Source organism: Pseudomonas sp. FG6 (assembly GCF_057809015.1).
The window spans coordinates 1-20,183 of record NZ_JBMDJD010000021.1 but is presented as its reverse complement, the minus strand read 5'-3'; the positions used below and the strand labels follow the sequence as shown (position 1 = coordinate 20,183).

Sequence of the window (20,183 nt, the reverse complement as noted above, 5' to 3'; positions counted from 1 at the left end):
TGCTGTCCATGCGGCCGGGTCGGGAGCAATCAGAAATCGACCGTGGCCGACAGCAGTAACGTACGCGGTGAACCTTGGGAGAACGCACCGTAGGAGGCGACGCCAGACCAATACTCCCGGTCGAAGACATTCTGCACCGTGGCGCGCAAGGTGGTCGGTCGGCCGTCGAGCACCGTGCTGTATCGTGCGCCCGCATCGAAGCGCGTCCACGGGTCGAGTTCCTGAGTGTTGGCCTGGTCGATATATTGGCTGCCGGTGTAGATCGCACCACCGGTCAGGGTCATGCCCCGGATCCACGGGGTGTCCCATTCGGCCCAGAGGTTGGCCTGGACTTCAGGCACGCCAACCGGTTTGTTCCCACGATTGGCCGCCGTCCCGCTTTTGGTCAGTTCACCGTCGAGCAGGGTAACGCCGCCCAGCAGACGGGTGCCTTCGCGCAGTTCGCCGAACATGTTCAGCTCGATGCCGCGGTTGCGCTGTTCGCCCTGGACCGAGAACACACTGTTTGCCGCGTTATTGGTCAGTTCGCCGGCTGGTTTCTTGACCTGGAACAGCGCGAGGGTCGAGGTAAAGGTGCCGTAGTCGACCTTGACGCCGACCTCCTGCTGACGGGAGATATAAGGCTTGAATATCTCGCCGGAATTACTGGCATTGGCTGGGGCGGTGTCGCCCTTGCTCAGGCCTTCGATGTAGTTGTAATAGAACGAAACGTGTTCCCATGGCTTGAACACCGCGCCGAACAACGGCGTGGTTTCACTTTCGTCATAGGCGGTGGTAACCACGCCATTGGCGTTGTAGTTCTTTGATTCGATGTTCTGTTGACGCAGGCCCAGGGTCACCTGGACGCGCTCATCCAGGATCGACAAGGTATCGGCCAAGGCGACCCCGGACAGTTCGGTTTCGGAAATTTTCAACACGTCCGGCGAGGCGATCGAGGGCTTGTCACGTTCCACCGGGTGGTAGATGTTCGAGAGTACAGGGGAGCCGGAATTGATGCCCCTGCGCAACTCATCGCGGTAGCGGCTGACCTGTAGCGAGCTGCTGTGGCTGACTGCTCCCGTGTCGAAGCGGGCCCGGGCGCCGGCATCGACGGTGTAGCGTTGCACTTCGAATTTGTAATAGCCGGGTGTCGAGCGGCTGTCTCCGGCGCTGTTCTGTATCGTCGGAGTCTGGTCCGACAGCCGCGCCACATCGGACTTGCCGCCGCCGGCATGGGCAAATACCGTGAGGCTGTCGCTCAGGTCGTATTCGCCGCTGAGCAGGGCTGACTTGTCGCGGGTCTCGGACCAGGACCATTCCTGGGTCACGTTGTTGCGGCCATTGGCTGCTGACGGCACGTCGATGCCGCGTACTATCTGGAACGGCCTGGATGGCGCGTCCCATTTTTCTTCCTGGCTGATCAGATCCAGGCTGCTCCTGAAACGATCCCCCTGGTAATCCAGGGCTATCGAGCCAATGCCCACATCCCGCGATTGCTTGTCGATGGCCGTATCGCCACCCTGGAGGCTGCCGTTGACCCGCACGCCGAAGCGCCGCTCCTCGCCGAAGCGCCGGCTGATATCGACGTGGCTGCCGGCCTGGGTGTCCATGGCGTAACTGGCCGTCACGCGGGTCAGGTCCTCGTCCAGCGACCGCTTGGGCACGATATTGATGACACCACCCACGCCGCTGTTGGGCGACATCCCATAGAGCAAGGCGGCCGGGCCCTTTATCACTTCGATGCGTTCGGCGTACTCGGTGAAGACCCGGTAGTTCGGCGCAACGCCATACACCCCGTCGAAGGCCAGTTCACCGAGGTTGCCTTCGCCGACTGGAAAACCGCGAATGAAAAACGAGTCGACGATGCCTCCCGTCTGACCGGTGGAGCGCACCGAGGAGTCACGCTCCAGTACGTCGGCGGCGGTCACGGCTTGCTGATCCTTCATCAGGGTCGAGGTGTAATTGCTCACGCTGAAGGGCGTGTCCATCAAATCCTTGTTGCCCAGCAGGCCGACGCGACCACCTCGGGCGACCTGGTCGCCGCTATACGCCGGGGGCAGGTCGCCGGGACGGCTTTGCGCGGCGCTGATGGTCGTTTCCGACAATGTCAGCCCACCGCCTGCGATGGCTCTTTCCAGGGTGTAGCTGCCATCATCGCGCAACACCAGGTCCAGCCCGCTGCCGGCCAGCAGTCGGTTGAATGCTTCACGCGCGGTGAACTGGCCGGAAAGGCCAGGACTGTTCAAGCCTTGGGTCAGGGCGGGCTCGAACGACAATGCGACGCCGGCTTGCACGGCGAACGCCGAGAGGGTGGGCCCCAGTGGGCCGGGTTGGATGTTGTAGGATTGGCTGCCGACGCTGTCCAGTGCTGCACCCGTCGCGGCCCAGCAGACCGGGCTTAAAGTCGAAAGCGCGACACTGAGCATCGCACTGCGAATCGCCAGATTCAGCTTGCGATCCGAACGCAGGGGGCGGGCAACGGGCATGACGTGGTGATCCTGTTCAGAGGGTTTTGTTCTTCTCTAGCCAGCCAGGATCGAAAAAAGTATCACCCCCGCAGGATTATTTTTTCAGTCGATCATGCCGGCGCCAGCATGATCCAGTAGTCGCCCAGGCGTGCGTTGACGCGGATGGGATAAGTCTGGGCCAGCATGTTCAGGGTGCGTCGGCTATCGCTGATGGGAAAGGCGCCGGAGATCCGCAGGTTGGCAATGGCTGGGTCGCAGCGCAGGACACCGTTGCGATAACGGCTCAGCTCGTTGACGAAATCGGCCAGACGCATGTTGTCGGCCATCAGCATGCCTTGGGTCCAGGCCAGCAGCGCCTTGTCGACAGGTTTGCGCGGGTCGATGGCCTGTGCCGTGAAGCGGCTGCTCTGGCCGGCTTCGATCACTTGCTCGCCGCTACCTTTCAGTTGGATGCGCACCGCACCTTCGAGCACTGCGAGACAGGTCTGTCCGGTTTGTTCGCGCACGACGAAGCGTGTTCCGAGGGCCTGCATCCGGCCTTCGCGGGTTTCGACCAGGAAAGGCCGGGCGACAGGGGACGGGTCCGGCGCGGTCTGGACCAGTATTTCCCCGCGCCGCAACAGCAACAGGCGTTGGTACTGATCGAAATGCACATCGATGGCGGTGTCGGTGTTCAGCGTGACAAGGGTGCCGTCGTTCAGGGTCAGGTCACGGCGCTCGCCGACAGCCGCTCGGTAGTCGGCGGCCCATTGCTGCCAATCGTTGAGCTGCCAACTGCCCCAGCCCAGCGGCGCCAACGCCAACAGACTGGCCAGTTTGCCGAGAACGGCGCGGCGCCCGGGGTGGCTGGGACGGTCTAGGGATCGCATCGCCAGGGTCGGTGGCAAACCTTGCAGCTTGCTCAGCAACAGTTCAGCCCGTGCCCAAGCCTGACGGTGATCTGGGCTGCTGACTCGCCAGCGCTCCCATTCCTGGTGTTCGGCGTCGTCGAGGCTGCCTTCGCTCAGGCGCATCAGCCAGTCGGCTGCTTCGTCGAGAATGGATGGATCGAGGGCCGGGCGCTCGTGAAGGTTCATTCAATCCACCAACGTCAGGCATTGCAGGAAAGCCTGCTTCATGTAGCGCTTGACCGTGATCTGCGATACTCCGAGTTGCGTGGCGATGTCGTCGTATTTCAGACCATTGATCTGCGACAACAGGAACGCCCGCCTGACCATCGCCGGCAGCGTATCGAGCATGGCATCGATTTCATGCAGGGTTTCGAGCACCAGCAGGCGCCGCTCCGGTGACGGCGCTTCAGGCTCGGGCAATGTTGCCAGGGCTTGGAGGTAGGCACGCTCCAGTGCCTTGCGCTGGAACCAATTGACCAGGATGCCACCGGCGACACAACTGAGGTAGGCCCGTGGCTCTTCGATGCTCGACACTTTCGAGGCGAGAATGCGGATGAAGGTGTCATGCGCCAGGTCGGCGGCGTCCAGCGCGTTGCCCAGTTTTCGGTAAAGCCTGGCGTACAACCAGCCATGGTGTCCGCTGTAAAGGTCTGCGAATGTGCGCAGGTGACAATCGTTGGTTGCTGACCCGGAGTCGCTCATGGCTGTCTGTATTTGTGTGATAGTGAGAATTATTCCCAATAGTAGTGGAGGCGCTTGGCGCCACGCAAGATCGATCTCGGTGCAACGGGAAATCGGGATGAGGTCAGGTTCTTTCGAATGTCATTCGCTTGCGCAGTCCGGCACCCCGACCGGCTTGCCGCGCAGCAGGACCATCGGCACCAGCGCCAGGCCATAGGCGAGGGTGACGTAGAGGTAGGTGTACTGCAGGCCATAGACCTGGCTGAGCAGGGCGCCGAGGGAAATGCCGATGATGGACGCCGTTTGCGACACGCCTTGTGCCAGCCCCAGCACCTGACCTTGGCGGGTGTTGTCGGTGCTTTTGGAAATGAGTGCGGTCAGTACCGGGGTGGTTGCTCCCAATAGCACGCCCCAGAGCAAATAGACCAGGGCAAAAGCCAGCGGCTGGCGTGTCAGGCCTGCGAGGGCCGTCAGGGTCATGCAACCGATGACAATGAAGGTCATGGCGCCCAGGGTTTGCGTGGGATTGCGCGGTTCGAAATAGCGTGACCAGGCGGTGGCACAAAGGATGAACCCCAAGGCCAGCAAGCCGTAGCAGAGCCCAACCATGGCGTTGCTCGCGGCAAAGGTCGAACCCACGTAGAGCGAAAACGACGTCTGCGGCAGCATTCGAGCCAGCAGCAACAGCCCCATGATGCCCAACAGTAACACGATGGCCGGATTGTACGGCGTACCCGGTGATAACCTGGGTGTTGCATCGCCGGGGGCTTTTCTAGCAGCGGGTGGGACGTTGGGCAGGCTCAGTACTGCTGCCAGCGTGCACAAGGCACAGAGTCCTGCGGCAACAAGGTTGATCCAGAAGAACGTGGCGTAATCCAGGATTAGCCCGCCCACCACGGCCCCCAACAGCGAGCCGACATTGGTGGAAATCTGCAGGACGGCAAACAACCTGGCTCGGCGCACTGGCACCTCGATGCTCACGCCGTAGGCCTGGGCCGGAGCGATATACCCGGCACATGCACCTTGCAGGAAACGCAGGAACAGGATGACCCAGATGTCACTGCTCAGCGCCAGGCCGAGCTGGGTCAGGGACAACCCGGCAAGCGCGCGGATCATCATCCATTTGTGGCCATAGCGATCACCCAGTCGGCCCCAGAACGCGCTGGTCAGGATAATGCCCAGCATCGGGCCGACATACACTGCTGTACTGGCGAAGCTGAACAGGGTGCTGTTGTCGGTCAATGCACGCAGGTGGACTGGCCAGAACGGTCCGCTCATTTCCATCGCCCCCATGGAAACCAGCTGAAGCGTGAACAACAGGCAGATCAGCAGGCGAACGCTCGAACCCTGGGGGATACCGGCACGGGGCATGGACAGACTCGACAGAGACGACTTTAAGGCTGTGTCTTATCCGACAGTGCGTCGATTCGAGCAAGCAGAAATTACGCAAGCATCACCTGGGGCGTCCGGCCCCGCACCGTCATTCCGGTCGAAGCACCGCCCGCCGTCCGGCTGATTTTTTTTTTGAAATCAAGGGGTTGCCAGCCCCGGCAAATGAGTACATAATTGCGCCCATCGAATGCATTGAGACATAAAAAACTTCAATGTTTTCAAAGGGTTAGCGTTCCTTGTGAATGTTTATCCCCTGAATCAGGTTTGTAAGCGTTGGATGGTGTTTCATGCCATCGAGCGTCCTGAGGCCGAATAGCAAAATGGTTATGCAGTGGATTGCAAATCCACCTACGCCGGTTCGATTCCGACTTCGGCCTCCACTTTTGAAAAGCTCTGTAGATCCATGATCTACAGAGCTTTTTCATTTACGGAGCGAGGAAAAGCCTTGTCTGTAAACGGACATGAGCAACCTTGCTTCACCGGAGAGGGATGTATATATTCCTCCCCTTGCTGCATCAGCCTTGCTTCCGCAGGTCCAGACCTGCCGGCGCTCACAACGGCTGCACCGCGCTACCGCCCGAATGGCGAAACTGGTAGACGCATGGGACTTAAAATCCCCCGCTCGTAAGGGCGTGCCGGTTCGATTCCGGCTTCGGGCACCATCTAAAATCAAGGGTTTGCGGGCGAAAGCTAATGCAAACCCTTGTTCGTTTCCGCTCCGCAATTTTAGAGTGGGTCCACAATTCGCTGGGTAGGCAGTATCGGGATTGTTTCGAGTTGTTGGGCGCATAAGGACATGGTCATGCGAGTTGTCACTGTCGTACCTTTTTTTGCTGTAGCACTTGCTGGTTTGAAACTGACGCCTGCTACGCCTCCACCGGTGCTTTGCAAAAACTAGCTAGCCAGGGAAGCGCGGCAGTTCCCGCCAACGTCACAGCCGTCGCCGAAACGCCTCAAGAATTTCCCGCGTGCCTTTTTTCATCTGCAATTGCGCGATGGCATCCAGCGGATGCCACAGGCAATCGCTGATTTCGTTCCGTGGGCTGGCTGCCTTGCCGTCGAGGACGGAAACCTCGAAAACGTGGTGTTCGGTTTCGCCTTCGTTAATCCGCATCAGGTAGAGCAGGCTTTCGGCGCTGAGTCCGGTTTCTTCCGCCAATTCCCTGATGGCCGCGTCGCCATGGGTTTCGCCGCGTTCGACGGTGCCGCCCGGCAGCGCCCAACGGCTCTTGGGTTTGCGTACCAGCAAGATCTGGCGGTCTTGCTCACAAATGACCGTCGCGCGGATTTTCATAGGTGTGTTCAATCATTGACTGTCATAAAAGTGAAATATAACTGAAATATTCGGTTACGGCTTATTAAACTAAAATTCCAATGAGGCCCTGTCATTACGACCATGGGCATGGATGAATGTCTTAACTGGTTTCACTCGCTGCCCGATACCCGGCTATCGACCGATCATCGCCAAAAATGAATCAGCGTCGAAAAAAGGCATCCATGTTGGGTGAACGGCTGGCCCCGGCATGGGGAAGAGAGGAGAGATGACTACCGTTGAAGACTTCAAGATCAAATCCCACGAGTTGTTGGTAGAGCTCGACACGGCGACATCGGAAATGATGACGCTCATCTGTGCCCATCAAATGGCCGGGCTTGCCTGGGAGGAAGCCGTCCGGCGTCAGCACGAAGCCTATGAACGGTGGGTTGAATATCTGAACGAGCGTCAGTAGTCGCCGGCCAGGCGTTGCGGGCGCCGGCAAACTCTTTGAACGGACCTGCCCCTTAAAAGAGGACTGTCGAAATGCGGCGAGTCAGCGGAATTTAGGCAACGGCGGCTCCACCGGCTTGAGCGACGTTAATGCACTTTGGATCGACGGGGCGTCCTTATCGATATCATTGAGCCGGTCGCGGATACGCACGGCGGTGGGGTGTCCGCCTTGATGGTCGACCCAGTCGGCGATTTCCTTGCAGGCCGCCGCCAGTCGTGACTGACGGGATTCCAGTAAAGTGAGCAGGGTGGTGATGGACTCTTTTTCCGACATGTCACACCTCCATTCAGGGTTGATGGGGCAGCACAAAGCCCACCCGAAGGCGAGTTGTACTGTCATTAAGCGTAGCTGAGTTATTTCAGGTCTGTCGAAGAATCCGGCGCCCGACTGGACAGTCGGCGCGCCGAATGAGCGCTTTTATGTGTCAGCCAGACTCCTTGATCCAGGCCGGCGCGGTACTCGCTCGCCAGCGCACGTCAGTAATGCCGTATTTTTCCGCAAGGGGTTTTGAAACCCGCTTGACCTTTTCCCTGCCGAACTTGGGTATGCGCCCGACACCTGCGTCGCAACTGGCCCAATGCCAAGCTTCGGAGTTGTTCATCACTTCGGCGCGAATGATGAAAGACTTCGGCTCGCCATGGAGCGTGTAGTCGATGATGTAAAGCGATGGCCCGCCCATAAATCCTCCCTAATTAGTCCTATACGGATGGATACGGAGGCGTGCGGAAAATTCCATTGAATTTCCAGGCGGTAGACATCCGCTCGGATAACCGCTGGACAGGGCGGCAGCGAAAGCGCTCTGGCGCGCAATGCTCGCGGCTCGGAACCAAACCCGGGTAACCTTCTCCAAGATGAGCTTTTCCACCCGAGGCCAGGGAAAAAGGCCAGGCAGTACGGCATTCACATTAGGGCAAAACATGAAAAACATCGCCAGGGCGCTGGCCATCGCGGTCTTCGCCATCGGTCTGTCGGGCTGCATTGGCCCACCCATCGAACTGACGCCGCAGACCCGGCAACATTTGCTGGAACAGCCCCCCATCCGGTTCTTGTTGACCTTCGATGACGGCCCCAGTGCATCGTCCTTCTGGAACCCGAGCCAGCAGGTGCTTGATTCCTTGGCGCACAATCCCATACAGCCCGGCATCAAGGCAGTGTTCTTTGTACAGACCCGCGCGCCGCGCGCCGGAAACAGTGACATCGGACGTTCGGTCATGCATCGCGAGCAGCGCGAGGGTCATGTGATGGGTTTCCATACGGCCACCCATTGGCACACGAACCATCGATCCCTGAGCCCCGACGACCTGGAGCGATCACTGGTCGATGGCAGCGCGGACATCGCCGCCATCAGCGGCACCGCCCCCACGCTGGTCAGGCCGCCATTCTGGAGCTACGACAAGCGCACCTTCGCCGCCTACCAGCGTCATGGCATGCATGTGCTGCTGACTGATTTGAGCGCCAACGACGGTAAAGTCTGGGGCATCACCGCCAGCCCGCGCCGACGGAGCAACCTGATACGCCAACTCTCGGAAGTGCGCGAGCGCATCGCGGCGGGCGAGCTACCTGCGGTCGATGGCGTGATTCCGGTGGTGGTGACGTTCCATGACCTCAACCGCTACACCGCCCGACATTCCCTCGAGTACTTGCAGATCCTGCTCGATGCCGCCCAGGTCACTGGGGTGAGGGTCGACGCCAAACCGTTCTATGACGACCGTCAGGCGTTGGAGCGCGCGGCCATGGCGCGCACCGTCCAGAGCGCCGGCCAGCCGGTACGCTTGCCCGGCCTGTGGAACTGGATCTGGGATTCGGACGCCCATTGACGCTTGAGGTCGGCTGCCAGGCAGCCGGCCTGTTCGCTTCTCATGCCAGTTCCAGTGGAATCTCCAGGGTGAACACGGCACCCTGGCCTGGCCCGTCGCTGTGGACGTACAGGCGACCGTTCATTTCGACCGCCGCGAGGGCGCAACTGTGCAGGCCGAATCCATGACCGTCCTTGCGGGTGGTGAAGCCGTGATTGAATATTCGCGCCAGGTTCTCGGGCTTGATCCCTTCGCCTCGGTCCTTGACGCTCAGGCGTAGCGTCGTTTGATCGAGCATCTGGATCCCTAGCGTGATCTCGCGCGGATGGTCGCTGATGTGCGACATGGCGAATTTGGCGTTGCTGATGAGGTTGATCAGAATCAGCAGCAACCGGTGTTTGTCCCCCAGGATGGCAGGGACTTCCTGGTAGTCCTTGATGACGGTGACGTGGTGTCGGCTCAGTGCGCCGGAGTTCATGCGCAACGCATCTTCGAACAGATCGCTGACCCTGAGCGGCTCGATCAGCCTGGCTGCTCCGGCATAGGTTTGTTGAGTCGTGACGATTTCCTTGATGTGATCGATGCTTTTGGTCAGTTGCGCGAGCTCGTCGATGAGCACCGCTTGTTCGGCGGCGATAGAGTCGACCAGTTCATTGAAGTAGCGGGGCAGCAACTTGCCTTTTTCATCCGTGGTGATGAACTGGCCGAGATCGTCGGCATGTTCATTCATCATTTGCACCGCTTTGCCCAACCCGGCTGTCTTGCTGTGCTTCAGCTTGCGGGTGACCAGCTCGGCGGAAATGTTGACGCTGTTGAGCACGTTGCCCACGTTGTGCAATACGTTGGTGGCGATCTCGGCCATGCCCGCCATGCGCGCGGCGTCCACCAGCTCACGCTCGGCCTCCATCAGCTCACGGGTGCGTTCTTGCACGCGCTCTTCGAGTCGCTCGTTGGACGATTGCAGCGCATGGTTGATCTGATTGATGACGGCAGCGCTGCGAACCAACCGCACAGCCAGGTAGATCATCAGGATCGCCATGATGCTGGCACACAGGGCCAGGTAGATATGGTATTGCCGATCCGTCGCGGCAGTCCGGCGTTGGGTCTCGTTCAGCAGCTCATTGATATTGTCCAGTTCCTGGGCCACCGGAATGACGCTGATGCGGTCAAGCAGATCATTGACGATGGGTTGTTCGCGCAGAATGGCTTGCACGTGATCGGTCAGCGCAAGGAACGCCGGCTGATCGTTCGCCGGCAGTTGCGCGATGTACCGGGCCATTTCCTTGAGCTGGTCCTGCACTTCGTTGGCTTTGTCCGAGCTGACGTAGAGGGCGTATTCGAGCGTTGTCAGGGTCAGTTCCAGCACGTTGGAGGCTGCCGTCAGGCGCTGGCTGGCACTTTCGATTTTCATGCCCTTGAGACGTATCTGAAGCTCGTCTTCGATAATCGGCAGCGCATCCAGGGAGGTGCGCAGCGCCGTATTGTGTTGTTGGAACTGATCCACCAACACCGTCTTGTTCTTGGTGGCATCGACATAGCCCTGGCGCCGGGAAGCCCAGAGTGCGGCCAGGGGGCCGGTGCTGTTGAGGCGTTCCAGCTGCTCCCACCGACTGTTCGCTTCCGGCGGTGGCGCCAGCGACAGGTTATTGTTGACGCCGATTTTCTTCCTGAGGATCTTGACGCTCCAGTTCGCATCGGACTGCTTGAGCTGGCGAATGAAGTCACGGGATTCGAAATAGGTGGTTGAGTCGTAGGTATAGGACTTGATCAAGAAGAAGATCAGCGCTGAAAAAACAACCAGTGCGATCGCCAGCAGAGCGGGCCATTTGTATTTTTTGATGAGTCTGGTCACGCTGTTCTCCTGTCCGGGGACGTTGTCGAAGGAGTCGGTGAGTTCCCGGGCGGGGGGCGATGGTCAGGGCGTAGAACGATGGCAGGGGCCAATAATAAGAAGGGTGTGTGTCGCGTCGTTTCGTTCATGCATGGGGACACGTTGAGCTTCCTGCTAACGATGAACTTTGCAAATCTGGGATGACGTGAGTGTAGCGCCAACGAAACGAACGGTGTTACCGGGCGTTTACGGGGCCGGTAATGGTGGACTTGATGGCGGTGGAGATATCGTTGACCAGTTGGACCCGATTCTGCACGGCGGCACCGAAACCGGTCTTGCCGAACGCCAGGCACAAAAAAGCCCTGAATAATCAGGGCTTTTCGTATGAAGATGGCGGAGGCGATGGGATTCGAACTCATGGACCTGTTACAGTCGACGGTTTTCAAGACCGTTGCCTTAAACCACTCGGCCACACCTCCGTATTGCGTTGCGGGCGCCATAATACCCGAATGAAACACACTGTCAAACTCTCCACGTAGCTTGTTACAGAGCGTCTGTTATTATCCTTGCCACTGAATGTTTCAAACACGATGGAGGTCGCCATGCGCGAACAGGAATACGCAGTCAACAACCGCGTGCAGGCCGAGCAGCTAGAGGTTAGCCGCGTCCTGCGCAACACTTATGGCTTGCTGGCACTCACCCTCGCTTTCAGCGGTGTGATGGCCTACGTAGCACAACAGATGCGTGTGGGTTACCCCAACATCTTCGTGGTGCTGATCGGTTTCTACGGTCTGTTCTTCCTGACCAACAAGCTCCGTGATTCGGCCTGGGGCCTGGTTTCCGCGTTTGCCCTGACCGGTTTCATGGGTTTCCTGCTCGGCCCGATCCTCAACCGCTACCTGCAAATGCAAGGCGGTGCGGAGGTCGTCAGCTCGGCCTTCGCCATGACGGCGTTGGTGTTTGGTGGCCTGTCGGCCTACGTGCTGATTTCCCGTAAGGACATGAGCTTCCTGAGCGGTTTCATTACCGCTGGTTTCTTCGTGTTGCTTGGGGCCGTGGTGGCCAGCTTCTTCTTCCAGATAAGCGGCCTGCAACTGGCGATCAGCGCCGGCTTCGTACTGTTTTCGTCGGTCTGCATCCTTTTCCAGACCAGCGCCATCATCCATGGCGGCGAACGCAACTACATCATGGCGACCATCAGCCTGTATGTATCGATCTACAACCTGTTCGTCAGCTTGCTTCAGCTGTTCGGCCTGATGGGCAGTGACGACTGATTGCATTCGTGAGCAGTGAAGAGCGCGCTTCGGCGTAATGCTGTTCATCTGAGAAAAAACGGCGCCTTTCCAGCGATGGAAGGCGCCGTTTTTTTTGGCTTGGTTTCGACCTATGCCATCGGCGGCAGTCGGCGTTTGACCGGGGTTTTCTTGACGATGGCCGTGTTGGTCTCGGCAAGCACATTGAGCCTGTCCAGCAGGGTGTCCAGCTGTTCCATCGAGCGTACATGCAGCCGGGCGATGAAGCAGTCCTCGCCGGTGACCTTGTCGCATTCGGTAAATTCGGCAATGGCCTGGATCTGGCGTTCCACCTCCTGCAGTTGCCCTGGCAATGGGCGAATGCGCACGATGGCCTGGAGCTGGTAACCAAAACTTTTCGGGTCGACCTCGACGGTATAGCCCCTGAGCACGCCGCGTTCTTCGAGTCGGCGAAGGCGTTCGGCGACGCTGGGGGATGACAAGCCGCTCAAGTTCGCCAAGGCCTTGAGCGAGCGTCGGGAATCTTCCATCAGGGCGCTGATGAGGATCTGGTCGATATCGTCGGTCATTTTCACTCCGTTAGGCGAATGCTGAAAGTTGCCTTGATAAAAAAGGTGGAAAGCCAGTTTAGCCTTTTTCGAACCATGGAGAAGGGCCACGGCGATTGCGCATACTGTGCTCACTTGCTAGAGGAGCCTGACGATGGACAAGACTTTACGCCGCGGTTCGCTGGAAATGACGGCCGCCATGCTGATCTCCGGAACCATAGGTTGGTTCGTGCTGGTGTCCGGCCAACCGGTGCTGGATGTGGTGTTCTGGCGGTGCGTGTTTGGCGCCGCGACGTTGCTGCTGATCTGCGCGGGCTTCGGATTCTTGCGTCCGGGCATCCTGACGCGCACCACCTTTATGCTGGCGGTGCTCAGTGGTGTCGCGATCGTCGGCAACTGGGTGTTGCTGTTCGCCTCTTATTCCCGCGCTTCGATTGCCATCGGTACGGCGGTGTACAACGTCCAGCCGTTCATGTTGGTGGGGTTGGCAGCGTTGTTCCTGGGCGAACGGATCACCGGGCAAAAGCTGTTCTGGCTGGCAATTTCATTCCTCGGGATGTTGGCAATCGTCAGCGCCCACGGCGAGCAAGCGCAGGGTGGCGGAGACTATCTGGCGGGCATTGCCCTGGCGCTCGGCGCGGCGCTGCTCTACGCCATCGCGGCATTGATCATCAAGCGCCTGACGGGTACGCCGCCGCACCTGATCGCATTGATCCAGGTGAGCACCGGGGTGTTGCTGCTGGCTCCGTGGGCGAACTTTTCGGCGTTGCCCCAGCAGGCGAGCGCCTGGGCCAGCCTGGTGACACTTGGCATGGTGCACACGGGTGTGATGTACGTGTTGCTGTACAGCGCGATCCAACGATTGCCGACGGCATTGACCGGCGCGCTGTCGTTCATCTATCCCATCGCAGCGATCTTCGTCGACTGGTTCGCTTTCGGCCATCGCCTCGAACCGTTGCAATGGCTGGGCGTGGCGGCGATCCTGGTGGCCGCCGCCGGTATGCAGCAAGGCTGGAACCTCAAGTGGCGGCGCTCCAGCCCTGTGGTGACGGATCAGAAGATGTAGTCGGTCGTGAGGAAGTTCGAGTCCCGGTCGCGAATGATGTCGCTGATCAGCGCCTTGTTGTTTTCCTGGAATTTAGTCGCCACCAGGGTACGGATCGAAAACGTGCGCAAGGCATCGTGCACGGACAACGTCCCTTCGGCGGAGTTTTTCCGGCCGTTGAAGGGGAAGGTGTCCGGGCCTCGCTGGCATTGGGCATTGAGGTTGATACGCCCGACCTGATTGGCGAAAGTGTCGACCAACCGGCCCACCTGTGCCGGGTCGGTGCCGAAAATGCTCAACTGCTGGCCGAAATCGGATTCGAGCACGTAGTCGATCACGCTCTCGAGGTCGCGGTACGGCACGATGGGCACGACCGGGCCGAATTGTTCTTCGTGATAGACCCGCATTGAGGGGGTTACCGGGTAGAGCACGGCCGGGTAGAAGAACGAACTCCGGGATTCGCCGCCGTGGGGGTTGGTGATCCCTGCGCCCTTGGCCACCGCATCGGCCACCAGTGAATGCAGGTAATCGACCTTGCCCGCCTCGGGCAGCGGCGTGAGTGCCACGCCATCTTCCCAGGGCATGCCGGGTTTGAGGGCGGCGAGCTTGGCATTGAACTTCTCGATGAACTGCGGTGCCACGTCCTCGTGGACAAACAAGATCTTCAGTGCCGTGCAGCGCTGGCCGTTGAATGACAGCGAACCGGTCAACGCTTCGCTGACGGCGTTGTCCAGGTCCACGTCCGGCAGCACCAGGCCGGGATTCTTTGCATCCAACCCCAGCGCCGCCCGCAGGCGATGGGGGCGTGGGTGCAGTTTTTTCAGGTCGCTGGCCGCCTTGTTGGTGCCAATGAAGGCGAAGATGTCAATTTTGCCGCTGGCCATCAGTGCGCTGACGGTTTCCCGTCCGCTGCCGTAAATCACGTTGATCACGCCTGCCGGGAAACTGTCACGGAAGGCTTCCAGCAATGGCCGCACCAGCAGCACCCCAAGCTTTGCCGGCTTGAACACCACGGTATTGCCCATGATCAAGGCGGGAATCAAAGTGGTGAAGGTTTCGTTCAGCGGATAGTTGTAGGGGCCCATGCACAAGGCCACGCCCAAGGGCACGCGCCGGATCTGCCCGAGGGTGTCCTGTTCCAGCTCAAAGCGGCTGGAGCGTCGGTCCAGCTCCTTGAGGGCGTTGATGGTGTCGACGATGTAGTCGCAGGTGCGGTCGAATTCCTTCTGGGAATCCTTGAGGTTCTTGCCGATTTCCCACATCAGCAACTTGACCACCGCTTCGCGTTGTTCCCGCATGCGCGCCAGGAACGTTTCCACATGACCGATGCGTTCGGCAACGCGCATCGTCGGCCACTGGCCTTGGCCACGGTCGTAGGCGCGGACGGCTGCGTCAAGGGCTGTGAGCGCGGTCTCGGCGTCCAGCAGCGGTGTGCTGCCGAGGATGACTTGCTCATCGCCATGCTCGCCGGCCAGGTACACCGGGCTGCGCACCACGGCCAGCGGTCCGTGCCAGGATTCCAGGACCCCGTCGACGAGGTATTCGCGCTGTTCGACCGGCCCATCGAGACGGTAGGCGTCCGGGATGTCGGCGGCGCTGGGGAACAGCGTGGCGAGGAGGGGGGCTGTGGTCATGTCGTTACTCCATCAATGAAATGAGCCATGGGCTGAGGGGCACGGATCGATCGTCCCAAGGGTTATACCCCCAAAAGGCGTCTTGCTGTCTACTCAAGATGTCCGTGTGGCTCAAGCAGACAGCCCATTGCCCGGGCGACGCTTACCAGCGCATCCGTACCCCCATGCTGGTAATGAGACCGTTCAGGTCATTGTCGTCGACGTCGCTGCTGTAGTCGGCGCTGACGTACAGGCTGACCACCGGAGTAACGCGGGCCACCAGGCCGAGGCCGAGTTCAACGGTCGACGACTTGCGGCTGCTGCTGATCTTGTCGACCTGGCCCAGGGCCAGGGTCTCGCCACTTTGCACGGTGTGCCACAGGTTCGTGCGCACATAGGGTTCGACGCCCAGGCCGTTGATGTTGTACGCGCCTTTGAGCCGTGCGCCGACGCGTCCGCTCCAGGTGCTCAATTCATTGGCGGAGCGATTCTCGGTATTGGTCGCGTCGAGGGTGATGCGCTGGTTGATCAGTTGGGCCTGGGGTTCGATCACCCAGTTGTCGCTGACGCCGATGGGAAAACCGCCTTCGACCGACAGCGTCACTGCATCGCCTTCCAGGGGCTGGCGCTCTCCTTGCGGGTTGCGGCTGTAGCCGTTGACCCGGCCGCCGCTGGCGTTCAGGTCGACATGCCAACCGGCCGGGCCGGTCAGGCTCCAATAGGCGCCCAGGTTGTTACCTTGCAGGTTCAGGGCGTCCTTGTCCGACCGGCCCAGGGCGGGCGTTACCAGCATGCCATCGGCGGTGCCGATGATCTGGTTCTGTCCGCTGATCAGGCCCATGCGCTGGGTGTGGCCACTGTCGTTCTGCAGCACCAACAGGGCCGGGCTTTTGCTTGAGGTGGGGAGCGGCTCGGTGAGTACGGTGTTCGGTTTGCCGGGTTGTGTCCCGCCAAACCAGGGCTGCATCGGATCCTCGACAGGCCAGGCCTGAGCCTGCATCGAGGAGCACAACAACAAGGTGGTCGACGCTGTATGAAGGGTGGTGGTGAAGGTGTGTGGACGGAGGGGAGCGTTCATGGGGGTCTGCCTTGCAATCGCATCTGTATCTCGCTTAGGGCGTCCTCTCCTACCCCGAATGAGGGGCGACCGAATGGATTGAGGCAAACCTCGGGCGGCCCGTTTTGGCGGGTTCCAGAGGCCTGCCCCTGACTGTATTTCCGGGGGTAGTACGGTGTAGTCAAGAAGACCGGGGGTGGCGCGTCAAGAAAATGCCCGATGAGTGGAGTGTTGTTTTATTGCGATATAACTGACTGATTATTGGCGATTATGTTGACGTCAAATGTTTGTTGAAGACTACCAACTGATCCTTAGACCGAGATTTCCCGCCACGCTGCGTTGCTGTGTGCTGTCGAGGTTGTTGCTGTAGTCGGCACCGGCGTACACGCTGACGGTGGGCGCCAGGCTGACGATGACGCCGACGCCCAGGTCAGCGGTCGAAGCGCGCTGTTGCGTCTCGACCCGTTCGGTGTCGTCGAAGGTCACTGCGTCAGTGCCGGAAAAGGTGTGCCAGAGGTTGGCGCGCAGATACGGCTCCACAGGTGTACCGCTGACCTGGTAACGCCCCTTGAGGCGTGCACCGAGACGTCCGGTCCAGGCGCCGTCGGAATCGAACTCGACCTTGGAGACGCCGTCGTTCTGAGTGTCCAGGGAAATCTTCTGGTGGATGATCTGGACCTGGGGTTCAAGCACCCAATCAGCGGCGACGGCGAACGGATAACCGGCCTCCGCCGACAGCGTCAGGGCATGTCCGCGATTGTCGATCTTGAGTCCACGCTCAGAGCGGTTGTCGCCATCCAGGCGCGTCCCCATCACCACCGCATCGAGGTAGCCTCCGGTGGGATCGATCAGCGTCCAGTACAGGCCATAGCTGTCGCCGTCGAGCCCAACCTTGCCGGCGCGGCGACCTTGGAAGCCCAGGTTGAAACCGTCGACGTGACCGTTCAGCTCGGTATGCCCGACGAAAAATCCGACGCGCTGGGTCTGGCCGCCGGACAGCAGCGAGCCGTACAGATCGTTACCGACCTGGAAACCCTTGATGGACCCGTCGAACCGGGGGCTGACAGTGCCGGCCCAGGCCTGGTCCAGATCCTTGCCATAGGCTCGGCCCCAGCCCGCGCCGAACGCGCCGGTTTCACTGAGCAGGCGCTGGTCACCCTGACGGTCATGGAACGTACCCAGGGCCATCAGCGTCAGTTGCGCAGCCACCGGCGGCAAGACCGACCAAGTGGGCACTTCCGGGCGATACAGCACGATAGGCGCAGCGCCGGGTACTGCCACCGGCAGGGGAGGCAACGTCGGGCTGGGCGCCGCGACTGGCCCCGCGACGACCGTGGAGCGCAGGTACCAATTGTTTTCGTTGCCGGTGACGCCGCCCTTGAACAGGCGGTAGTCAAACGCACCGGCTGAAACGGATTGCGCCAGGGAAAAAGCCCCGCTGTCACTGACGGCGCCGCCCTGGGCCTCGACCAGTTGAATGCCGTCGCGGGTGGTCAACGCGCCTGCGCCGCCCTGGTTGGTGACCACGATGGCGGTGGTGCCGGTGAGCGTCCCGCCATTGACCACCAGCTTGTCGCTGGGCGCGTCGTCTGCACCGAGCGCGGTTTGCAGGCGCAGTTGGCCGTTGTTACCGACGTAGTTGCCCTGAACCGTGAGGGTGTCGTTGGTGCGACTGTTACCCGTGGCGAGGTCAATAGCCCCGGCGTTGTTGAGCGTCACCCGTTGGCCGGCGGTGAACGCGGCGACGCTGCCCTGGCTTGACGTCAACACGCTGCTGGCGTCGATGTTGAGCACGCCCGTGGCGGACGTGCTGTCGCCCAGCACCAGCGCGTCCGCCAGATCCAGGCGCGAGCCTTGGGTGAGGTTGACGGTTTCCCAGTTGATGTAGCGGGCTCCGGTGTCGGAGGTGGTGCCGGCGAACGTCAGGACGTCCTGGCCCAAGCCCCCGTCCAGGCTGGGGTTGGAGCCGAGCTGGGTCGGCGTGAGATTGCTAAGCAGCGCGGTATCGCTGCCGTCGCCCATCAGGATCGCCGAATGGATCAGGCCGCCGCTCCACTCGAATCGGTCATCGCCCAGGCTGGCCCGGACTTCGCCGATGATTTCACCGCCGCTCACGCTGATGCGGTCGTTACCATCGCTGACACTGACGTTGCCACCGATGCGTCCTCCCGACAGGATGATGGTGTCCTGGCCGAACCCGGTCACCAGGTTGCCGATGATTTGCCCGCCCGACATGTCGAAGACGTTGTCATCGAGTTTCATGTTGACCCGGCCAATGGTGCCACCGGTCATTTTCGCGATGTCGCCGTCTTCGAACGCATCGACGATGGTGCCGCCGGTCATCAGGAAGGAATCGATGCCATCACCCTGGGACAGGGAAAGGATCCTGCCGCCATTCATGACGAAGGCGTCGGCCGCGGAGCCTTGCTCTACGTCACCGTCGATCACGCCGTTGGCGTTGATTTCGATGCGATCGACCCCGGCACCGAAACTGACATTGCCGCTGATGGTGCCGCTGCCGTTGACGGGCAGCGTCAGGCTGTTGTTGCCCGAAAGGTCCGTGAGTCCCGGGCTGGTGCCGCTGTCGCAGACATAGACGTCATCGCCTGCCGTGGGAGTCAGCGAGCAGGCCGCCATGGCACCTGGTGCCGGTAGCAGCAGCGGTGCCGATAGCCATAGGGCGTTGAACAGCCGAGTGTACCCATGATCGCGCAAGCTCATGTGCTATCCCTCTGCATCGGCATCCCTGGCATGCCTGTTCCAGCATCGGTTGCACTACAAAAGGCACACAGGACCTGGCAACGCTCGCTGTATGGAATGGCACCCTAGCAATGAATAAAGGGCCTCGCTACTGTCAGAACTTACAGGTCGCTGCGCAAGTAGCGAGGGCGCAGGCGGGGTCTAGAGATGCACTTCCACCGCAAGAGGCAGGTGATCGCTCAGATGGGTCCAGGGTTTGTTACCCAGGATATGCGGGGCATGGCTGGTGGCGTTGCGCAGGTAGATGCGGTCCAGGCGCAGCAGGGGAAAGCGGGCCGGGTATGTCCTGGCCGGTCGGCCGAGATGATGCTCGAAGACTTCGTGCAGGTACTGGCGACGGGCAAGGGTGGCGTTGCCGCGTAGCTGCCAGTCATTGAAGTCGCCAGCGATGATCACTGGAGCGTCTTCGGGAAGCGAGTCGAGCAGTTGGCAAAGCAGCTTGAGCTGCAATTGGCGATGGCTTTCCAACAGGCTCAGGTGCACGCAGATGCCATGGACTTCGGCGTGGCCCGGCACATCGAGAACGCAATGCAGCAGCCCGCGCCGCTCGGGGCCCGTGATGGAAACATCGAGATTGCGAAACTGGCGGATCGGGTATTTGGACAGGAGCGCGTTGCCATGGTGGCCGTCGGGGTAGACCGCGTTGCGTCCGTAGGCGAAGTCACTCCACATGCTGTCGGCGAGGAATTCGTATTGGGAGGTCTGGGGCCAGTTGTCGTAGCGCGAGGCGTGGCGATCATGCTCACCCAGCACCTCCTGCAGGAACACCAGGTCAGCCCCGGTGCTGCGCACCGCTTCGCGCAATTCGGGGAGGATGAAGCGGCGGTTTAGGGCAGTGAAGCCCTTGTGGGTGTTGACCGTCAGAACCCGCAACCGATGGACCGTCGCCGGTGGGTCCAATGGCACTGATTCGACAGCCCGCCAGTCGGGATCGCGAGTCACGTTCACTCCTGAATCAGACATACCTGTTCATGCGACTGACCCGAGTCAGCGGCAGTTCCAGATATTTTAGTTTGTCGCCGCTACTCAGATTCCTGTGGGAGCAAAGCTGAACTGGCCTAATGATTTTGGACACTTCAATCGGGCGCTATGATTGCGCCCAAA

At 60.4% G+C, this 20,183-nt stretch carries 17 protein-coding genes and 3 tRNA genes; 6 read left to right on the top strand and 14 right to left on the bottom strand.

Annotation, left to right across the window (positions count from 1 at the left end; translation table 11 throughout):
* Positions 1 to 29 precede the first annotated feature (29 nt).
* From ACODSJ_RS15280 to ACODSJ_RS15265, 4 genes are all read right to left on the bottom strand, one after another.
* Positions 30 to 2,465, bottom strand: coding sequence for a TonB-dependent siderophore receptor (locus ACODSJ_RS15280; RefSeq protein WP_489102519.1), 2,436 nt, complete (start codon positions 2,463 to 2,465; stop codon positions 30 to 32).
* Positions 2,466 to 2,557: 92 nt separating this feature from the next.
* A complete protein-coding gene (locus ACODSJ_RS15275; RefSeq protein ID WP_489102518.1) occupies positions 2,558 to 3,523 on the bottom strand; it encodes a FecR domain-containing protein in 966 nt (321 codons plus the stop codon).
* Complete coding sequence (locus ACODSJ_RS15270) at positions 3,524 to 4,039, bottom strand: sigma-70 family RNA polymerase sigma factor (protein ID WP_489102517.1); 516 nt, start codon at positions 4,037 to 4,039, stop codon at positions 3,524 to 3,526. It abuts the gene before it with no gap.
* Between the two features lie 120 nt (positions 4,040 to 4,159).
* On the bottom strand, positions 4,160 to 5,389 hold the full coding sequence (locus ACODSJ_RS15265) for an MFS transporter (RefSeq protein WP_489102516.1): 1,230 nt from the start codon (positions 5,387 to 5,389) through the stop codon (positions 4,160 to 4,162).
* A gap of 327 nt (positions 5,390 to 5,716) precedes the next feature.
* Between ACODSJ_RS15265 and ACODSJ_RS15260 the strand changes: the two genes are divergently transcribed.
* Positions 5,717 to 5,790, top strand: a tRNA-Cys gene (locus ACODSJ_RS15260).
* A gap of 195 nt (positions 5,791 to 5,985) precedes the next feature.
* Positions 5,986 to 6,072, top strand: a tRNA-Leu gene (locus ACODSJ_RS15255).
* 269 nt (positions 6,073 to 6,341) lie between these two features.
* Here ACODSJ_RS15255 and ACODSJ_RS15250 read toward each other — a convergent pair.
* A complete protein-coding gene (locus ACODSJ_RS15250; protein WP_489102515.1) occupies positions 6,342 to 6,704 on the bottom strand; it encodes an NUDIX hydrolase in 363 nt (120 codons plus the stop codon).
* A 247-nt stretch (positions 6,705 to 6,951) separates the two neighbouring features.
* On the opposite strand from ACODSJ_RS15250, the gene ACODSJ_RS15245 reads away from it, so the two are divergent.
* Entirely contained in the window at positions 6,952 to 7,137 is a 186-nt protein-coding gene (locus ACODSJ_RS15245) for a hypothetical protein (RefSeq protein WP_489102514.1), read from the top strand.
* A gap of 81 nt (positions 7,138 to 7,218) precedes the next feature.
* Here the strand turns inward: ACODSJ_RS15245 and ACODSJ_RS15240 are convergent, their stop codons facing one another.
* Together ACODSJ_RS15240 and ACODSJ_RS15235 are read right to left on the bottom strand one after the other, a co-directional pair.
* Complete coding sequence (locus ACODSJ_RS15240) at positions 7,219 to 7,449, bottom strand: hypothetical protein (protein ID WP_260956298.1); 231 nt, start codon at positions 7,447 to 7,449, stop codon at positions 7,219 to 7,221.
* Positions 7,450 to 7,600: 151 nt separating this feature from the next.
* The gene (locus ACODSJ_RS15235) at positions 7,601 to 7,855 is read right to left on the bottom strand and encodes a DUF6555 family protein (protein ID WP_489102513.1); all 255 of its coding nucleotides are present in this window, start codon (positions 7,853 to 7,855) and stop codon (positions 7,601 to 7,603) included.
* A gap of 238 nt (positions 7,856 to 8,093) precedes the next feature.
* On the opposite strand from ACODSJ_RS15235, the gene ACODSJ_RS15230 reads away from it, so the two are divergent.
* The gene (locus ACODSJ_RS15230) at positions 8,094 to 8,993 is read left to right on the top strand and encodes a polysaccharide deacetylase family protein (protein ID WP_489102512.1); all 900 of its coding nucleotides are present in this window, start codon (positions 8,094 to 8,096) and stop codon (positions 8,991 to 8,993) included.
* A 40-nt stretch (positions 8,994 to 9,033) separates the two neighbouring features.
* Here ACODSJ_RS15230 and ACODSJ_RS15225 read toward each other — a convergent pair whose 3' ends face one another.
* Together ACODSJ_RS15225 and ACODSJ_RS15220 are read right to left on the bottom strand one after the other, a co-directional pair.
* A complete protein-coding gene (locus tag ACODSJ_RS15225; protein WP_489102511.1) occupies positions 9,034 to 10,824 on the bottom strand; it encodes a DAHL domain-containing protein in 1,791 nt (596 codons plus the stop codon).
* Positions 10,825 to 11,194: 370 nt separating this feature from the next.
* Positions 11,195 to 11,282 (bottom strand) — tRNA-Ser (locus ACODSJ_RS15220).
* 123 nt (positions 11,283 to 11,405) lie between these two features.
* Between ACODSJ_RS15220 and ACODSJ_RS15215 the strand changes: the two genes are divergently transcribed.
* Entirely contained in the window at positions 11,406 to 12,077 is a 672-nt protein-coding gene (locus ACODSJ_RS15215; protein WP_489102510.1) for a Bax inhibitor-1/YccA family protein, read from the top strand.
* A 110-nt stretch (positions 12,078 to 12,187) separates the two neighbouring features.
* Here the strand turns inward: ACODSJ_RS15215 and ACODSJ_RS15210 are convergent, their stop codons facing one another.
* Entirely contained in the window at positions 12,188 to 12,625 is a 438-nt protein-coding gene (locus ACODSJ_RS15210; RefSeq protein ID WP_489102509.1) for an Lrp/AsnC family transcriptional regulator, read from the bottom strand.
* Positions 12,626 to 12,758: 133 nt separating this feature from the next.
* On the opposite strand from ACODSJ_RS15210, the gene ACODSJ_RS15205 reads away from it, so the two are divergent.
* Positions 12,759 to 13,670, top strand: coding sequence for a DMT family transporter (locus ACODSJ_RS15205; RefSeq protein WP_489102508.1), 912 nt, complete (start codon positions 12,759 to 12,761; stop codon positions 13,668 to 13,670).
* On the opposite strand, the gene ACODSJ_RS15200 is transcribed toward ACODSJ_RS15205, so the two are convergent.
* From ACODSJ_RS15200 to ACODSJ_RS15185, 4 genes are all read right to left on the bottom strand, one after another.
* Positions 13,658 to 15,283 carry an NADP-dependent glyceraldehyde-3-phosphate dehydrogenase gene (locus tag ACODSJ_RS15200; protein WP_489102507.1) on the bottom strand — a complete coding sequence of 542 codons (1,626 nt, stop codon included), beginning with the start codon at positions 15,281 to 15,283 and terminating at the stop codon, positions 13,658 to 13,660. The genes ACODSJ_RS15205 and ACODSJ_RS15200 overlap by 13 nt on opposite strands.
* A gap of 142 nt (positions 15,284 to 15,425) precedes the next feature.
* Positions 15,426 to 16,340 (bottom strand): autotransporter domain-containing protein, encoded by a 915-nt coding sequence (locus tag ACODSJ_RS15195; RefSeq protein ID WP_489102506.1) that lies wholly within the window; start codon positions 16,338 to 16,340, stop codon positions 15,426 to 15,428.
* Between the two features lie 276 nt (positions 16,341 to 16,616).
* Positions 16,617 to 19,040: an autotransporter family protein gene (locus ACODSJ_RS15190; protein WP_489102505.1), complete on the bottom strand. Its 2,424-nt coding sequence runs from the start codon at positions 19,038 to 19,040 to the stop codon at positions 16,617 to 16,619.
* A gap of 180 nt (positions 19,041 to 19,220) precedes the next feature.
* Positions 19,221 to 20,042 carry an endonuclease/exonuclease/phosphatase family protein gene (locus ACODSJ_RS15185; protein WP_489102504.1) on the bottom strand — a complete coding sequence of 274 codons (822 nt, stop codon included), beginning with the start codon at positions 20,040 to 20,042 and terminating at the stop codon, positions 19,221 to 19,223.
* Positions 20,043 to 20,183: the final 141 nt, after the last annotated feature.

Bases quoted from the DNA above. Each gene is read 5' to 3' on its own strand.
- ACODSJ_RS15280 (WP_489102519.1), bottom strand. From the start codon at position 2,465: ATGCCCGTTGCCCGCCCCCTGCGTTCGGATCGCAAGCTGAATCTGGCG.
- ACODSJ_RS15275 (WP_489102518.1), bottom strand. From the start codon at position 3,523: ATGAACCTTCACGAGCGCCCGGCCCTCGATCCATCCATTCTCGACGAA.
- ACODSJ_RS15270 (WP_489102517.1), bottom strand. From the start codon at position 4,039: ATGAGCGACTCCGGGTCAGCAACCAACGATTGTCACCTGCGCACATTC.
- ACODSJ_RS15265 (WP_489102516.1), bottom strand. From the start codon at position 5,389: ATGCCCCGTGCCGGTATCCCCCAGGGTTCGAGCGTTCGCCTGCTGATC.
- ACODSJ_RS15250 (WP_489102515.1), bottom strand. From the start codon at position 6,704: ATGAAAATCCGCGCGACGGTCATTTGTGAGCAAGACCGCCAGATCTTG.
- ACODSJ_RS15245 (WP_489102514.1), top strand. From the start codon at position 6,952: ATGACTACCGTTGAAGACTTCAAGATCAAATCCCACGAGTTGTTGGTA.
- ACODSJ_RS15240 (WP_260956298.1), bottom strand. From the start codon at position 7,449: ATGTCGGAAAAAGAGTCCATCACCACCCTGCTCACTTTACTGGAATCC.
- ACODSJ_RS15235 (WP_489102513.1), bottom strand. From the start codon at position 7,855: ATGGGCGGGCCATCGCTTTACATCATCGACTACACGCTCCATGGCGAG.
- ACODSJ_RS15230 (WP_489102512.1), top strand. From the start codon at position 8,094: ATGAAAAACATCGCCAGGGCGCTGGCCATCGCGGTCTTCGCCATCGGT.
- ACODSJ_RS15215 (WP_489102510.1), top strand. From the start codon at position 11,406: ATGCGCGAACAGGAATACGCAGTCAACAACCGCGTGCAGGCCGAGCAG.
- ACODSJ_RS15210 (WP_489102509.1), bottom strand. From the start codon at position 12,625: ATGACCGACGATATCGACCAGATCCTCATCAGCGCCCTGATGGAAGAT.
- ACODSJ_RS15205 (WP_489102508.1), top strand. From the start codon at position 12,759: ATGGACAAGACTTTACGCCGCGGTTCGCTGGAAATGACGGCCGCCATG.
- ACODSJ_RS15200 (WP_489102507.1), bottom strand. From the start codon at position 15,283: ATGACCACAGCCCCCCTCCTCGCCACGCTGTTCCCCAGCGCCGCCGAC.
- ACODSJ_RS15195 (WP_489102506.1), bottom strand. From the start codon at position 16,340: ATGAACGCTCCCCTCCGTCCACACACCTTCACCACCACCCTTCATACA.
- ACODSJ_RS15190 (WP_489102505.1), bottom strand. From the start codon at position 19,040: ATGAGCTTGCGCGATCATGGGTACACTCGGCTGTTCAACGCCCTATGG.
- ACODSJ_RS15185 (WP_489102504.1), bottom strand. From the start codon at position 20,042: ATGTCTGATTCAGGAGTGAACGTGACTCGCGATCCCGACTGGCGGGCT.